This is a genomic window from Mesorhizobium sp. M0195 (assembly GCF_040322115.1).
Lineage (GTDB): Bacteria > Pseudomonadota > Alphaproteobacteria > Rhizobiales > Rhizobiaceae > Mesorhizobium.
In genome coordinates this window covers 304,711-318,686 of record NZ_JAMYSV010000002.1, presented here as the reverse complement: position 1 = coordinate 318,686, position 13,976 = coordinate 304,711, and the positions used below count along the sequence as shown (strand labels likewise).

Here is a 13,976-nt window from a genome sequence, read left to right as displayed (position 1 = left end):
AAGGCTCGGACAGCTTCTCCGTCGATGGTTTTGATGGTCGTCAATGTCGAGAGCGGGTTTGAAACGGGTCGGGCGCCGGCACTTGCGACAGCGTTCCCGCCGTCTCGCGCTTACGGTGATGGGCGAGCGAGCATTGCGGCGAGCACAATATGCCGCGATCAGACCAATAGGCTGCTCCGTTCTCCATCTTACCTTCGTGATAGCAAAAACCGGTCGCCCGGTAGGGCAGGCCGCATTCGATGCAGCGATAGGCGTCAGGTCTGGCGAGCACGGGCGGTCCGATCCGGTATTCCTGATTCCGCCGGTCGAACTTATCCCGGCTTTTGGCGAATTTAGCCTGCGTCGCAGCAATTGGCAAAATCCGCGTGACAAAGTTTGACGTTTACGTAAAAAGAAGATCGCCAGGGAAGCCGAAAGCAGATGATTTTGCCTCGGCACGGGTCTTAAGTAGACCTTCCGGACTGAGGGCGGCCGGACGGAGGAGGAGCAGCGCCATGTATCGGGCACCGGTCGAGGAAATCGCCTTCGCCCTGAAACATGTCGCCGGCTTGAAGCCGGCGCTCGATGCCGGCACCTTTGGCGAACTCGGCGAGGACCTCGTCGACGCCATTCTGGCCGAGGCCGGCCGCTTCGCCAGCGAGGAGGTCGCACCGCTTTACACGATCGGCGACCAGCACGGCGCGGTGCTCAACGGCGCTGCCGTCACTACCCCGCCCGGCTGGAAGGAACTTTATCGCCGCTGGATCGGCGGTGGCTGGAATGCGCTGTCGGCGCCGGAAGCGTATGGCGGCCAGGCGCTGCCGGCCATGCTCGGCGTCGCCGCGCTTGAAATGTGGAACTCCGCCTCGATGGCGTTCGGCATCGCCCCGACGCTGACCATGGGCGCGGTCGAAGCACTCGACAAGCATGGCTCGCAGGCGCTCAAGGCCAGATATCTGGAAAAACTGGTCTCCGGCGAATGGATGGGCACCATGAACCTGACCGAGCCGCAGGCAGGCTCGGACCTGAATGCCTTGCGAACCCGCGCCGAACCGGCCGGCGACGGCACCTACCGCATCTTCGGGCAAAAGATATTCATCACCTATGGCGAGCACGATTTCACCGACAACATCATCCATCTGGTGCTGGCGCGGCTGCCGGACGCACCGCCCGGCACGCGCGGCCTGTCTTTGTTCCTGGTGCCGAAATTCCTCGTCGGCGACGATGGCGCGCTGGGCGCACGCAACGACGTCTTCTGCTCCGGGCTGGAGCACAAACTGGGCATCCACGCTTCGCCGACCTGCACGATGATCTATGGCGATGGCTTCGAAGGCGCTACGCCCGGCGCGATCGGCTGGCTGGTCGGCGAGGAGAACAAGGGCCTCGCCTGCATGTTCACCATGATGAACAATGCGCGCCTTGCCGTCGGCATGCAGGGCGTGGCGGTCGCCGAGGCGGCGATGCAAAAGGCGCTCGCCTATGCAAACGACCGCCGGCAAGGAAAGGCGGCGAGCTATCGCGGTGCCGGCATGGCGCCGATCGTGCATCACCCCGACATCCAGCGCAGTCTTCTGACCATGAAGGCGCTGACCCAGATTGCCCGCGCCATCTGCTATTCCTGCGCCCACGCCATCGATCTCGCGTCGCGGAGCGACGATGCAAAGCACTGGCAGGAGCGCGCCAATCTGTTGACGCCGCTGGCCAAGGCGTTTTCCACCGATGTTGGCGTCGAGGTCGCCTCGCTTGGGCTGCAGGTGCATGGCGGCATGGGGTTCATCGAGGAGACGGGGGCAGCAGCGCTTTATCGCGACGCGCGCATTGCACCCATTTACGAAGGCACCAATGGCATCCAGGCGATCGATCTGGTGACGCGCAAGCTGCCGCTCGGCGGCGGTCGGCATCTGCATGGCTACATCGCCGAGCTCAAGGCCGTCGCCGATGCGGTGCGAGCGTCGAACCTTGAAGGCTTTGGCCGCACCGCCGATCGCCTCGACCAGGCGCTTGATGACCTGTCACAGGCGAGCCGTTCCCTGCAAGACCTGCAGGCCGAAGGCCGTCCGGACGAGGCGTTGGCGGGCGCCACACCTTATCTCAGGCTGATCTCGCTTGCCGCTGGCGGCGCCTATCTGGCGCGCGGCGCGCTTGCCGACCAAAGCCGCATCGCGCTGTGTCGGTTCTTCGCCGAGAACCTGCTTGGCGAAGCGGGCGCGCTCAAGGAGCGCGTCATCGGCGGCGCCGACAGCCTTGCCGTTGCCGGCAAAGCGCTGATTTCAGCCTGACGTTCGCACGCGCCGAAATTCACAATGCCCGAAATTCACAAAGGACCAATCAGTGACAGACCACATCCTCGTCGAACGCCAGGGTGCCATCCAGATCATCCGCATGAACCGTCCGGACAAGAAGAACGCCCTGACCCGCGCCATGTACGCGACGATGTCGGCGGCTCTTGCCGGCGGCGACGCCGATCCGACGATCCGCGTCCATGTCTTTCTCGGCGTGCCCGGTGCCTTCTCGTCCGGTAACGACCTTGCTGATTTCATGGTCGTCGCCTCGGGCGGCGAAGGCGGTACCGAAGTCTGGGATTTCCTGATGGCGCTGGCCAAAGCGGAGAAGCCGATGGTTTCCGGCGTCGACGGCATTGCGGTCGGTATCGGCACCACGCTCAACCTGCATTGCGACCTGACCTTCGCCACGCCGCGCACAATGTTCCGGACGCCCTTCGTCGATCTCGGCCTTGTGCCGGAGGCAGGATCGAGCCTGCTCGCGCCGCAGATCCTTGGCCGGCAAGGCGCCTTCGCGCTACTTGGCCTCGGCGAGGGCTTTTCGGCCGAGCGCGCCAAGGCCGCCGGGCTGATCTACGAGGTGGTCGAGGAAGAGGCACTCGAAGCATCGGTATTGGCGGCGGCGGGCCAGGTCGCTGCCAAACCGCCGCAAGCGCTAAGGATCGCGCGCGATCTGATGCGCGGCTCGCGCGACGACCTTGTCGAGCGCATCGGCAAGGAAAGCCAGCATTTCCGCGAGCGGCTCAAATCCGACGAGGCCCGCGCAGCCTTGACGGCCTTCATGGCCAGGAAAAAGGCCTAGACCATCTGGCCTTGTCTCGCATCGTGGACCCGCCGGCAGCAACCGGCGGGCGGTTTCGCCATGCTCTCTTTGTCACATCGCCATTTTTTTACATTCGGCCTGGGCCTTTGCCGAAGACGTGTCGATCATGAATGTCTTGCCTTTGGCGTCGGTCATCAACATCATGCAATGCTTGATCGGTTTCGCCATTTTCATCATTTCGGCGCTCATCTTCGCGTCGGGCATCATGGTGCCCATATGCCCATCGGGCATGATCGCCATGACCTCCCCACCCTTCATCATCGTCATTGTCCCCATCGCCTCCTCCGCAAAGGCTTGCGAAGCGAAAAAGCCGGCAAGACCGGCTATCGTGACCAACCTGAGTGAATGCATTGCTTCCTCCTGAATTTGCGCCAGCGGCGCGTTGAGCCCTTTCCTGGTTCGTTGCGGCACGCTGGAACGTTTCACGCACACGAGATCGTGATCGTGGGATTGGAAACTCCAGGTCTCTATAGCCCGGCATGGGTCGCGCAGGAGCCTGATCTTACATGGTCTGCGGCCAGCGCTGCGCGGCGTGCATGACGGTGAGGATTTCGACAGTTTCGCCGTCGATGCGACAAGGGACGATATACGGCACATCGACCAAGACGAGTTCCCGTGTCCCCTTGATGCGCCCGATGCGCCCCATCGCCGGCTGTTCGGTGAGATGTTCCGCCGCCGTTACGATACGCGCAATGATCCTCGCGGCCGCCTCGGGATTGTCTTTCTCAACATGCGTGCCGATTTCATCAAGCCGCCGCAACGCCCGCTTGGTCCAGCGGATTCGCTTATGGCTCATGCCTGGCGGGTGGATTTAACGTATTTTCTAACGACAGCCTCTACGTCGCTGGCACCCGCAAAATCGCCTTGCGAGGCTTCAGCCAATCCTGCCTCTATCTCGGCGAGTTGCCATTCCTCACGGGCTACAAAATCCTCGATGGCCTTCGCAGCCACGTAGGAGCGCGAGCGGTCGAGCTTCTCGGCAAGCTGGTCTAGCCGGTCTGCAGTTTCGTCACGAACGCGCACGGTAAAAGCCGTCATGGCCACATTCCTCTGGTTCACTATGATTATTAGTGAACCAAAGTGGTTCGTCAAGGATTGCCGCATCGTCCTCTACGGATAAAGCCTCACCTTGTCCCAGCCGCCCTCGGCGTTGCGCGAAAAGACGACACGGTCGTGCAGCCGGAACGGACGGTCGTGCCAGAACTCGATTGTCTGCGGCACGATGCGGAAGCCCGACCAGTGTTTTGGCCGCGGGATGTCGCCGATCGCGTGGCGCGCCGTATATTCGGCAACCGCCTTTTCCAGCGCGAAGCGGCTTTCCAGCGGCCGCGACTGCTTGGAGGCCCAGGCGCCGATGCGGCTGCCGCGCGGACGCGTCGCATAATAGGCATCGGCTTCGGCGTCGGTGACAATCTCCACCGGGCCCCGCGCCCGCACCTGCCGGCGCAGAGATTTCCAGTGGAAGCACATCGCTGCTTTCATGCTGCCAAGGATCTCGCGGCCCTTGGCGCTCTCGAAATTCGTGTAGAAGACAAAGCCACCCTCATCGAACCCCTTGAGCAGCACCATTCGCACATTCGGCATGCCCTCGGCATCGACCGTCGCCAGCGCCACGCTGTTGGGGTCGTTGATCTCGCTCTTCGTAGCGTCGTCGAGCCACGCCGCAAAAAGCCGGAACGGCTCCGCCGCCTCGGTAAAGTCACCGCTTGTTAACCCGGTTTCGCTCATAGTTTTCCCAAATTTGTCGCCGGCTGGGGAGATTGCCGATTGTCGCGTATCGCGCAAGCTTTTGACAGTGGGCAATGGAGCGTTATCGCTTCGGCCAGCGCCAAAGCCATGATCGTGACAATCATCCTGCCGCTTGCCGCCTGTGGCGGGGGCGGCTTCAGCCTGGAGCAGGCGGAGGTGGACCGCTCGATACTGACCTCGAGCACGCCGGCCTCAGTCACGCCGCTCGATCAGGACCGCGCTTCCGACCAGGCTACGATCCGCAACGCCGTGTCCTCCGCCGACGTCGAGCAACTGGCCGGGCAGGCCATTCCCTGGGCGAATGCCGACACCGGCTCGCGCGGCTCCATCACCGAGCTCGCAGAATTCAGGGCTAACGGTGAGACATGCCGTCGCTTCACCGCGTCGCGCGAGAGCTTCGACGGCGTCGCGCTGTTCAAAGGCGAAGTATGCCTGGCCGGCGGCAGCGCCTGGCGAATGCAGGACTTCAAGGCGCTCTGATTTTCCGCCGGCTATATAGCGGTAAGCCACTGGAATTTCTTCCTATGCAAGCGCATATAGGAGGCGATCATGGAACCACTCCTTCTCCAGGGCAGTAAGCATGCGCGACCCCTATGAGGTGCTGGGCGTTGCCAAGAACGCATCGGCCAAGGACATAAAATCGGCGTACCGGAAGCTCGCCAAGAAGTATCATCCGGACCAGAATCCGGATCCCAAGGCAAAGGAGCGTTTTGCCGCCGCCAATCAGGCTTACGAGATCGTCGGCGACGAGAAGAACCGGGCGGCTTTCGATCGCGGTGAGATCGACGCCGAAGGCAAACCGCGGTTTCAGGGTTTCGAGAGTGCGGCCGGCGGCGCCGATCCTTTCGCCGGTTTCCGCCGGCAGCAAGGGCCGGGCGGCGCGCATTTCGAATTCCGCACGGGCCGTCCCGGTGGTGACCCGTTCGACGGCAACAGCGACATCTTCAGCCAGATCTTCGGCGATGCTTTCAGCCAGCAGCGCGGCGCCGGCACGGGCGGCCGCCGTCAGGCGCCGACGGCCGCAGATCTCAACGTGACGCTGGACGTCACCATCGAGGAAGCCGCCACCGCCGAGAAAGTGACGGCGATGTTCCCCGACGGCCGCAAGATGGCGGTCAAGTTGCCGGCCTATGTCGAGGACGGCCAGACCATCCGGTTGAAAGGCCAGGGTGAGCAAGGACCGGGGCAGCCGGGCGATGCGCTGGTCAAGATCCGTTTCCGCCGGCACCCGCGCTACCGCGTCGAGGGCCGCGACCTGCATGTCGACCTGCCGGTAGAACTGGCCGATGCGGTGCATGGCGCCAAGGTGGCAGTCGAAACCCCGACCGGCAGGATTGCGGTCAACGTCCCCCCTTGGTCGAGCTCGGACAAGGTTCTGCGGCTGAAGGGCAGGGGCCTGCCGGAAAAGGCCGGCGGTCACGGCGACCTCTACGCGCACGTGCGGCTGATGCTGCCGGAAGGCGGCGACGCCGAGCTAGAGGCGCTGATGCGCCGGCGAAAGCGCTGACGGTCGAAAAGGCCGGCGCTTGACGTCGTAAGCGGGCGTGAGTGGTTTCATGCCGCGTCGGTTATTGACAGGAAACGAGCAACCAGCGCCACTGGGCTGGCCGACCACAACTCGCGATCGGCCATGCGCGCACTAGATCTAGCGTCTATCAGTCGCCAAGTCTTCCCCCGCGGTGCCCCATCATCATTCGGGACGCGTACATTGTGGGCGAGCTTTTGCCCGGTAGATTCGCGTCAAGAACAATCTGCTCGACGAAACCCTGATTCACTTCAATCTCCACGCATTTGTCGAGCTTATCAACGATCCAGACGGCGTATCCTTCACTCTCCTTGGATTTATAGTTGGAGTCGTCTTCAGGAATATCTGCCTCCGGATTTGCTGGAATTAACATTACCTTGGGCTTCGGGAGATCATAAGTATGACCCTCGTAGGCATATCCAAATATTATACCGCAACTAAGTATTTCTTTATCACCATTTGCTGGGTTTATATCAATCGCCCCAAGCATAAGCATAAACCTATTTACGATCGAATTAACAAACACATAACTGCTATTGTTAGGTGGGGTTTTACTAAGATATTTCTTAAACCGTAAAATTCTTTTGTCATCAGGATCGCCGTCATCAAGTATCTTTGCTATTATTATAGAATGATTCTTGTATTTTCCTGTTATTGGCTCCAGTGTCTTTTTCTTTTTGCTTGATATAGGAAGACCAAGACCAGGTATTCCATAGAGGCGCACTTGTGTGGCGTTAAATGCTCCATGGGGATCTTTCGTGGTGTAAGTCGGTCGATGAAAATCGTCGCTCATGTTGTTACCCTCCGTTGCAATCACCAATTCATAAAATTTCCCGCCACCTGAAATTCTCTTCGAAGCTTGCCGCTATGGCCGGGCGGATGCGGTCGGACACTTCGATGATGGTGGAGGCTGCGACTGCGAATGTGAGATGATCGGCATCGAGGCGTGTCCACGCGCGCGCAAGCCCAAGCGCGACATCGTCGCGCGCCTTGATTAGCTCGGTCTTAAAAAGGAACGGACGGGCCCGGAATGCATCGCCCGTGAAGTCGGAGATGTGCCGCATGTCGGCTTCGCCAACCTGCCTGATGTCGAAGCCAAGCAGGCGCTCGTCGGCCAAGCCCTGCCGCACCAGGCCGGCATGGTAGAGATCGACCAGAGTATCGAACACCGCTCCCGTGAATGGGCGAGACCGGTCATGAATCTCTTCGGTCACTTCCGTCATCTTGCGCGAGTTACTGGCAAGGCGGATCTGGCGGTCGCCCGTCAGTTCGGCGATGCGGTTGAGCTCGTTGAGGACAAGCAGGTTTGCCTGGCTGTGCCGTAACAATCGATCCATCCCGCTGTCGAAATGCAGGAACGAAAGCAGCGAAATAAGATCGGCGTTGGCTTCGTGGAACGGCCCGAAGTCGCCGTCCTGCAGGCCTTGCGTGGGCACTCCGAAGAGAGAAAAGAGTATGGCGTGACCCATTTCGTGCGCGATCACGTCGAAGTTGAGGGCGTACGGATGGCCGCGCCCGTCGGCTCCACGCTCGCGGCCAAGCTCCAGATATCCAAACCCCGATTGCGCATTCTCCCAGTCAAGCCAGGGAATGATCTCAAGCCGCTCGTATGTTTCGGCGAAGTACCAGACAATCGGCTTGCCCAGATAGCTTTCCCAGATGTCCAGCACCCGGCTCGCGGCCGCGAACGCATGCGCTGCCAGGAACTGGCGCGACTGAAGAGAGAGGTGGTCGAAATGACCATCAAGGCCGGGTCCGGCTGGTGGGAAATACGCGCCAACAAAGGGCGGCAGGTAAGGATACTCGTACGGCTGCTTGTCCAGCACGGGATCACGCACATATATGCGATGATCCTCCGGGCCCGGATGGATCAAACCAGGCGATGTTGAAATCCAGACCGCCTCGGGTTTCTCGTACCCAGAAACGTGAGGCGCTTGTGGGTATAGCAGGAAGCGCGTTCCAGCCGACATCCCCGCCCGACCGGCGACATCGAGCGCGTTCAACTGCGCGGCCCCTCTCATAGTCGGCAACACTAGCACGAAGCCTGCACTTCGTAAATTGCACCAGGTATCACCGGCAACTCTGTCGTCAGATTGCTAAGCCGGCGTCCTCCAAATCCTGGACAAACGCGACCGTCATTCTGAAATTCTTCAATTCCGCCGGCACCAATGCCTTTTCTCTCATAAGTTGCAGAGCCGACAGTGCGTCGCGTTTCTTTTGCTGAACGAAAGCTCCTGCGAGAATTTGCCGGCAGGCTTCGATATCATGGTCACCGGCTTCCGGTAATGTCTCGCGGACCATTCGCGACAGCGTACGTTCCCTAAAATTGAGGTTCCGGGCCGTATTCCCAAGCTTTCCTGACAAATCGGTGGAGATCAGGTTCCGCCTCCAAGCGGCGCGGACGGTTATTCGCAAATCAACCAAAGCGTGCGTTAGTGGCGAAAAATTCACCGCCTTCGGACCGTACAGCACTGCCACTGCGTCATCAGGCAGGAAAGCGAAGCGGCGATACCATCGATAGATAAGGCCAACGCCGTGCATGTACGGGTAAAGCTCGGCGGCTCGCAAGGCTCCCATGCTTCCCGCACCAATTACCGGGATGGCCTGGCTGATCGCCCACAGTATCTCCTTGTGCCTCACTGCCGGCTCAGCCTGGAAAGCGCCGTCTATGATGACAATTGCAGCCGGGTCATAACGCTGCACCGCGGCTATGATCGAGCCTTGTACCGCGGGCGCCAGGCAGATCACGTCGGCCACCTGCTGTGCCTCTGGATGCGATAGCGTGGGGCCGGTGAAAACGAGCCGAGGTCGCATCCGGTCACTCCACTAAAGGGTACAATTGCGGGATAACTATCCTGACGGCCGACAGTCGGTTCCAAGGGCTGGTGTTGAGGCGGATCAGATACACCGCGCTGATTCCGCTTTCCTCCAGTCGTGCGAGAAGGCTGCCACGCAAGGTCTGCCCGCTCGCCGCTCGATCGGCAGGCTGGCGGGCGAAACTCACGTCCTTGCGGCCGCCGGTGATCAGCTGGCGGTGCGCCTCGATAAGCTGCCAGTCGGGATATTTCGGATAAGACGCCCGGGTCATGTCGTCGCGCGCACCCGAGATCGCCGCAAGCCGCGCCTGCGCCGCCTCATGGATCGCTTGGACGGCAGCTGCCGCCGGATCGAATGCAGCGGCCGAGCCGTCGGCCGGCAGATGGAGCAATGCCGTCTCTCGAGGATTGCTCTCCATCAGATGGCACCAAATCACAGGCAGGCCAACAGGCGACGGCGCGAGCCAAAGGCCGACGATCATGTCTTTTCGTGCGAGTTCATCCAATAAAGCCAAGACCCTTGCGTCATCGATGGTCGCTGGATCGATTCGCTGGTGTTGCAGAAAACCATGCGTCTTGAGAGCGCGGGCGATCGCATCGCGTTCGACGCATTCCAATATGCCGTGTGTGATGGCGTCTGCTTCATCAAGCGCGGCCGCCAGTCCGGTTGTGGTTGGCGTGAAAATTCCGTCACAGGGGCTGGGCGGTACGAGATAGGCCGTGTGCACCAATTCCAGCGGAACGAAGTCGCGGCCGCCGCCCAGCAGGTTCTCCGCCTCCATCCAAGCGATTTTTCGGCCGCGCCAATCAGCAGGGGCGGGCTCTCGCAGCCACGTCTCAAATCGCCCGTAGGGTATGCCGAGTAAAGTGGCCGAAGCGTAAGCTGCATCAAGATATTCGATGCGCTCGGCGAAAAAGCTCTCAGCGGATTCCAAAATGGCCGATATGGCAGCGCGAGCCAGGCTGGCACCCTTTCCCTGCGCGACCGCGTTTGAAAACGAGAACGGCCTCGTTGCCTGCACGACCGGGATGCCGACACGGTCCAGGCCGGTAATGTCCGCAATACGGGTGATGCCCAACGCTTGTCGCATCGACATCAGATACGTCAGCGCTTCGTCTGCCGGAGGACCAAGGCGCTCATATTGTTCCACTATCGGCTGGCCCGCAGTTCCGGCTCAGGGTTGACGATCAGCGGTTCGCCGGGCTCAACCGACTTCCTTGCCGCTTCGATACGGTCGTTGTAGCTCCGAAGCAGGACGGGCGAGAGATTTGACACGCTGAGCGTCTCGTAGGCCGCGATGAGGATGGGCACGGCATTTTGCTCGGCTGCAGTATTGAGGCTCTTCTCAAGGGCAGCTGCCACCTGGCCAGCTGCCGCGCCGTCAAGGACGAGAAGTTGTGCAATTCGCCGATGTAGTTCCGCCAGCCAATATCGACTGCCACCCGCCTCGGCCTGCGCCACCGCCGAATGAAGCAGGGCAAGCGCGCCACTGATCTCACCCGAGCGCGCGAGAAGTTCCGCCAGCATGCCGCAATAGACGGGCTCGTCCTCAGGTGTCTGCACTTGTCCATGCAGGCCGAGGGCCTCACGCATCTTGTCCTTGCCCCGCTCGAGGTGGCCAGCGTTGCCATCGCACCAGCCCTCGAAGATTTGTGCCGAGACGACTAGCGAAGGCAGGTGATGAAGCGCGGTCAGCTGCCGCAGATCCTCAATCACGTCACGCAACGAAGCGAAGTCGCGGCGATAGCAACTCAGCATCGCGCCGTTGATACAGGCATGCGCGATGCTGCTGACATGGCCAGTCTGCTGAGCCCAGCGGCGGGCCTCCGACATGGAGCGGAGAGCGCTCGTTGCACGTCCCGAGAACCACAGCGACAGTGCACGATGCGCCAAGCCGCACACGCGCGCGTCGTGCCCCCCAAAACGCGTGGCATTCGCGTGCCCCTGGCCCACGTCATAGTGCGGCAATCCAGCATCAACCGCGGCTATGCATCCACCATGGTCTCCGCGATTGAAATCGACTGCCCACAAGCAGTGCCTAGCCTGAAGCTGAATCTCGGGGTCGTTAACCTCCTTTAGATCACTGACGACGGCCTGCGCCCGCTCGCCATCAACGACCGAACCCGTGAACCACCAACCCCAATAGATCGGGAACCACTTGGCGCGCTCCGCTATCGGCCGACGCCGTGCGATATTTACGCCTTCGTCGTAGAGCCTGCGGGCGTGCTCGGAATTTGGCCCTTCGACAGCGGTCAATATCGGCCCGAGCGCCACCATCGCCGAGAGCCGCAGCGCATCCCGTTTGTCATGATCAGAAACCTGCCCGCAAAGCGCAATGGCATGCTCGAGCAGCTGCCTTGCCTCAGCCATAGCCGAGCGGGACGAGCTTTCCATGCCGGCATTGACGAACTCGCCGATCGCTTCGTCAAGCAGGCCACCTCGCTCAGCATGATCGGCAAGAGCTGCCGTTGTTAGCCAGCCAACGAGGCTGCGGTTGCCACTAGCCACCGCATAAAGACGCTGATGCAGGGTCCGGCGCCGTTTCCGTAGTGTTCCACTATAGATCGTTTCTTGGATAAGCGCATGCCGAAACGCGTACACTGTTGCTGCTGCATGCCTGGCGCGTACGAAGCCAGCCTCGGCCAGGGCATTGAGCGCCGCAGAGATTGTGCCCGGGTCAAATTCCGGCAAGAGCGCCGACAGCAAGTCCAGGCTGAATCTGTTGCCGGCGACGGCGGCCGCGCGCGCCACCTCGCGGGCGCGGCCGAGAGGCTCGAGCCGGGCGTCCAACACTGTTTCCAACACCGCCGCGCGGCCGAGCGAAACACCCTGTGGCAGGTGCTCAGTACCGCTAGCGGCATTCTCCGCCATCCATTGGCAAACCTCCTCGATGAACAGGGGTACACCGCCGGTGACGCGCTCGACCAACTCTATCAGCTCAGGCGCGGGCGCTCGCTTGCCCTGAGGCCACATCGTCGCGATTGCCCGCAAGGTGTCGGCATGCTCAAGGGGAGCGAGCAGGACATGCTTGCTTTTTTCATCCAGCCAGTCGCCAGATCCCGGCCTCGTCGTTGCGATCAAGAGCACGGGGCAACTAGGAACCAGTTTTGCAAGTTCACCCAGCAGTTGCTTCGACGTAAGGTCGATCCAGTGAATATCCTCAGCGATCAAGATCACTGGGCCACTGGCGCACGTTGCTTGTAACGCATGGCGCGCAGCCCAACCGGCTTTCTCTCGGATCACTTCCGGATCCATCTCATGGAAACCGGACCTCGCGCCTTCCACGCCGAGCAGAAAAGAAAAGATGTCGACGACTTCGGCGTCGTGAATGTCATGTGCTGCGAACACCTCTGCTACAAGCGCAGGGGTGAGTGCACGCTCGCCGTCGTCGAAATTGCCCAGCATCGCCTGCCGCAGTGGATACAGCGTCGAACGCGAGTCGCCTGGCATACATTGGAAGAGGAGCAACCTGTTGCGTTGGAAGCGCGTTCGCCGGCGCACCTCGTGTAGGATGCGCGACTTGCCAATGCCGGCCTCGCCCTCGATCACTACGACTTGGCCACGTCCCGAAACGGCCTCATTCCAACATTCGTGGATCAGCTCGGCCTCATCCGTACGGTCGACCAAGGGGCTGGTGAGGCGTCCGAACGCGGAGAAACGGTCTACCCCCCGCTTGTGACTCAGCGCCTGCCAGACCTGCTCGGGTTGCGCGAAGCCTTTGATGACGTGAGAACCGTAGAAGCTAAATACGTGTGAGCGCCGTGCCAGATTACGCGTCTCGTTGCACACGACGACGGTATCCGGCCGGGCAATTGCCTGCAGCCTGGTTGCCAGCGCAAATGCAGGGCCGGTTACCGTGTCCTGCGCTACAGCGGTGTCGCCCTTCAGGATTAGCGTCATCGAGGTCGCCACGCCTACCCTTACATGCAGGTCGCTCCTCCCTTTCTCCGCGGCAAGGAGCTTGCACGCCCTGACGATCCCAAGCCCGGCGCTGATCGTCAGCGACGCCGCATCCTTCGCACCCAGATCGACTGGGAACACAGCGACGCCGCCGTCGCCGACCTCGACCGTCACGGTTCCGGAGCACGATACAATCGCTTCCTTGGCGGCCATTTGAAACGCCAAGATAAGTTCCTCAAAATCTTCGATGCCGAGCAGGCCCAGCAGCTCGGTGGAGCCTACGAGATCGTAGCAAAGAGCGGTTAGTATGCGCCGTTCGTGACGGGTCTCGACACCGTCATCCATCAACCCTTTGCCGATCGGAAGGCGCGAGCCAGTCCCCGCCTTCGGAACATCAACTCGGCTCTTATGCGACATGTCACCCTCGCTGACAGGGCATACTATCAAAAGTATGACAGAGCACAAATTACTGAGCGGCGATCGCCGGAAGGTGCGACGGCTGCTCAGGACCTCTCGCCTGTGGGTTGGCGGACTCAACGTCAAATTTTTTGTCCAAAGGCAGACATTCGACGGCCTAAGCCCAGACGTCCGCTCCCGGCGCACCGCAAAGCGGTCGTCCACGGCCCAAAGTATGGAAGTCGGCTCGGGGTCATGACCGTGACTTCGGCCGCTGGCCAACGAAACTTCCGCCAAAGGGTCATCTTCCGCCGTGACACCGATACTGGCGTCGGATTTTTCCACTGGCCCACGGCTGCAAGGTCAAAGCGCTACAGCGTCCTTTGCGCGCCCGAAAGGACGCGCGGCTCTGTAGACCAGCGGCTTTGTCCCCCGAACTGTCCGCTTTGAACGCTTGAAGGGGCACTGTGGCTGTGCGATAGGCACTCCACAAAGCAGAGAACCT

The 13,976-nt window shown here is 61.0% G+C and carries 14 protein-coding genes; 4 read left to right on the top strand and 10 right to left on the bottom strand.

The window, feature by feature from the left end; all coding sequences use genetic code 11:
- Positions 1–40: 40 nt before the first annotated feature.
- Positions 41–271 (bottom strand): hypothetical protein, encoded by a 231-nt coding sequence (locus NKJ12_RS06360; RefSeq protein ID WP_352701618.1) that lies wholly within the window; start codon positions 269–271, stop codon positions 41–43.
- Positions 272–494: 223 nt separating this feature from the next.
- On the opposite strand from NKJ12_RS06360, the gene NKJ12_RS06355 reads away from it, so the two are divergent.
- Both NKJ12_RS06355 and NKJ12_RS06350 read left to right on the top strand, forming a co-directional pair.
- Positions 495–2,258 (top strand): acyl-CoA dehydrogenase family protein, encoded by a 1,764-nt coding sequence (locus NKJ12_RS06355; protein ID WP_352701616.1) that lies wholly within the window; start codon positions 495–497, stop codon positions 2,256–2,258.
- A gap of 52 nt (positions 2,259–2,310) precedes the next feature.
- Positions 2,311–3,063, top strand: a complete 753-nt coding sequence (locus tag NKJ12_RS06350; protein WP_352701614.1) for a crotonase/enoyl-CoA hydratase family protein — start codon at positions 2,311–2,313, stop codon at positions 3,061–3,063.
- Between the two features lie 72 nt (positions 3,064–3,135).
- Here the strand turns inward: NKJ12_RS06350 and NKJ12_RS06345 are convergent, their stop codons facing one another.
- The 4 genes from NKJ12_RS06345 to pdxH all read right to left on the bottom strand — a co-directional run bounded on the left by NKJ12_RS06345 (position 3,136) and on the right by pdxH (position 4,812).
- Positions 3,136–3,435, bottom strand: coding sequence for a hypothetical protein (locus tag NKJ12_RS06345; RefSeq protein ID WP_352701612.1), 300 nt, complete (start codon positions 3,433–3,435; stop codon positions 3,136–3,138).
- Between the two features lie 151 nt (positions 3,436–3,586).
- Positions 3,587–3,880, bottom strand: coding sequence for a type II toxin-antitoxin system RelE/ParE family toxin (locus NKJ12_RS06340; RefSeq protein ID WP_254818423.1), 294 nt, complete (start codon positions 3,878–3,880; stop codon positions 3,587–3,589).
- Positions 3,877–4,122, bottom strand: a complete 246-nt coding sequence (locus NKJ12_RS06335; RefSeq protein ID WP_352476649.1) for a CopG family ribbon-helix-helix protein — start codon at positions 4,120–4,122, stop codon at positions 3,877–3,879. The genes NKJ12_RS06340 and NKJ12_RS06335 overlap by 4 nt, the downstream gene beginning before the upstream one ends.
- Positions 4,123–4,194: 72 nt before the next feature.
- Complete coding sequence (gene pdxH, locus NKJ12_RS06330; protein ID WP_292663882.1) at positions 4,195–4,812, bottom strand: pyridoxamine 5'-phosphate oxidase; 618 nt, start codon at positions 4,810–4,812, stop codon at positions 4,195–4,197.
- 39 nt (positions 4,813–4,851) lie between these two features.
- Between pdxH and NKJ12_RS06325 the strand changes: the two genes are divergently transcribed.
- Both NKJ12_RS06325 and NKJ12_RS06320 read left to right on the top strand, forming a co-directional pair.
- The gene (locus NKJ12_RS06325) at positions 4,852–5,313 is read left to right on the top strand and encodes an RT0821/Lpp0805 family surface protein (protein WP_352470671.1); all 462 of its coding nucleotides are present in this window, start codon (positions 4,852–4,854) and stop codon (positions 5,311–5,313) included.
- A gap of 100 nt (positions 5,314–5,413) precedes the next feature.
- The gene (locus NKJ12_RS06320) at positions 5,414–6,340 is read left to right on the top strand and encodes a DnaJ C-terminal domain-containing protein (protein ID WP_352501969.1); all 927 of its coding nucleotides are present in this window, start codon (positions 5,414–5,416) and stop codon (positions 6,338–6,340) included.
- Positions 6,341–6,488: 148 nt separating this feature from the next.
- Here the strand turns inward: NKJ12_RS06320 and NKJ12_RS06315 are convergent, their stop codons facing one another.
- From NKJ12_RS06315 to NKJ12_RS06295, 5 genes are all read right to left on the bottom strand, one after another.
- Complete coding sequence (locus NKJ12_RS06315) at positions 6,489–7,151, bottom strand: hypothetical protein (protein WP_352689741.1); 663 nt, start codon at positions 7,149–7,151, stop codon at positions 6,489–6,491.
- Positions 7,152–7,179: 28 nt separating this feature from the next.
- The gene (locus tag NKJ12_RS06310) at positions 7,180–8,361 is read right to left on the bottom strand and encodes a gluzincin family metallopeptidase (protein ID WP_352689740.1); all 1,182 of its coding nucleotides are present in this window, start codon (positions 8,359–8,361) and stop codon (positions 7,180–7,182) included.
- A gap of 85 nt (positions 8,362–8,446) precedes the next feature.
- A complete protein-coding gene (locus NKJ12_RS06305) occupies positions 8,447–9,115 on the bottom strand; it encodes a TfuA-like protein (protein WP_352505228.1) in 669 nt (222 codons plus the stop codon).
- A 61-nt stretch (positions 9,116–9,176) separates the two neighbouring features.
- Positions 9,177–10,325, bottom strand: a complete 1,149-nt coding sequence (locus tag NKJ12_RS06300; protein WP_352701611.1) for a YcaO-like family protein — start codon at positions 10,323–10,325, stop codon at positions 9,177–9,179.
- Positions 10,325–13,492 (bottom strand): ATP-binding protein, encoded by a 3,168-nt coding sequence (locus tag NKJ12_RS06295; protein WP_352505226.1) that lies wholly within the window; start codon positions 13,490–13,492, stop codon positions 10,325–10,327. Before NKJ12_RS06295 ends, NKJ12_RS06300 begins: the two co-directional genes overlap by 1 nt.
- Between the last annotated feature and the right edge of the window lie 484 nt (positions 13,493–13,976).

What these genes read in the sequence shown, in the direction of transcription:
- NKJ12_RS06340 (WP_254818423.1), bottom strand. Translation starts at nt 3,880, where the DNA reads ATGAGCCATAAGCGAATCCGCTGGACCAAGCGGGCGTTGCGGCGGCTT.
- NKJ12_RS06355 (WP_352701616.1), top strand. Translation starts at nt 495, where the DNA reads ATGTATCGGGCACCGGTCGAGGAAATCGCCTTCGCCCTGAAACATGTC.
- NKJ12_RS06295 (WP_352505226.1), bottom strand. Translation starts at nt 13,492, where the DNA reads ATGTCGCATAAGAGCCGAGTTGATGTTCCGAAGGCGGGGACTGGCTCG.
- NKJ12_RS06335 (WP_352476649.1), bottom strand. Translation starts at nt 4,122, where the DNA reads ATGACGGCTTTTACCGTGCGCGTTCGTGACGAAACTGCAGACCGGCTA.
- NKJ12_RS06315 (WP_352689741.1), bottom strand. Translation starts at nt 7,151, where the DNA reads ATGAGCGACGATTTTCATCGACCGACTTACACCACGAAAGATCCCCAT.
- NKJ12_RS06320 (WP_352501969.1), top strand. Translation starts at nt 5,414, where the DNA reads ATGCGCGACCCCTATGAGGTGCTGGGCGTTGCCAAGAACGCATCGGCC.
- NKJ12_RS06345 (WP_352701612.1), bottom strand. Translation starts at nt 3,435, where the DNA reads ATGCATTCACTCAGGTTGGTCACGATAGCCGGTCTTGCCGGCTTTTTC.
- pdxH (WP_292663882.1), bottom strand. Translation starts at nt 4,812, where the DNA reads ATGAGCGAAACCGGGTTAACAAGCGGTGACTTTACCGAGGCGGCGGAG.